The organism is Acinetobacter sp. UBA2063 (genome assembly GCF_002333245.1).
GTDB lineage: Bacteria > Pseudomonadota > Gammaproteobacteria > Pseudomonadales > Moraxellaceae > Acinetobacter > Acinetobacter parvus.
On the sequence record NZ_DDAH01000172.1, the window covers coordinates 1 to 703 of the forward strand.

The 703-nt window shown below is 40.1% G+C and carries 1 protein-coding gene and 1 pseudogene; both read right to left on the minus strand.

Going from position 1 to position 703, the window contains the following annotated elements:
* Positions 1-46: 46 nt before the first annotated feature.
* Positions 47-286: pseudogene (locus B4H32_RS08070) on the minus strand (TerD family protein); the annotation flags it as partial.
* 87 nt (positions 287-373) lie between these two features.
* Positions 374-703, minus strand: a 330-nt coding sequence (locus B4H32_RS08075; protein ID WP_286801672.1) for a TerD family protein, incomplete at its 5' end; no start/stop codon positions are given.

The window sequence follows — 703 nt, forward strand, 5'->3', positions numbered from 1 at the left end:
TTACGCTCCAATGGATAAACGCTCGTCAGAAACACTTTCAATTCGGTATCAGGAAACGACTCTGTTGTAGCTGATTATCGAGTAACTGTACCGCCTGACACGGTGTTTTAGGCTGGTTATAAAACGTCATATAACGCTCATCACTCAATTTATATTGAGCATCCAGACCAAAACTGGCAAGGTCAAGTATAAAGCTGGCTTGATATTGAATCTGAATATAAAAAGCGTTTTGGCCCTGCAATAAATCATTTAATTTTATTTTTTGTCCACGAATTAAATTCAGCATTTCTTTTAATAGCCTATTTTATCATTATTTTTTCAGGTAAGGAAAAATAGTGCCTAAACACTATTTTTCCCAAGCAGGTTTGCCGACTTAAACTGCTACGCCATAAGAGGCTGCTAAAGGCCCCAAACCACCTGCAAAACCCTGACCAATGGCACGGAATTTCCATTCGCTGCCATTTTTATAAAGCTCACCAAAGATCATTGCTGTCTCAGTGCTGCTATCTTCCGATAAGTCATAACGTGCAATTTCGCTACCGCCTGCATCATTGATCACACGGATATAAGCATTACCAACCTGACCAAAGTTTTGGTTGCGTGTCTGACCATCATAAATCGTCACTGCAAAAATCACCTTGCTCACATCAGCAGGAACTTTGCTTAAATCAACGCTTAAAGTTTCATCATCGCCATCGCCTTC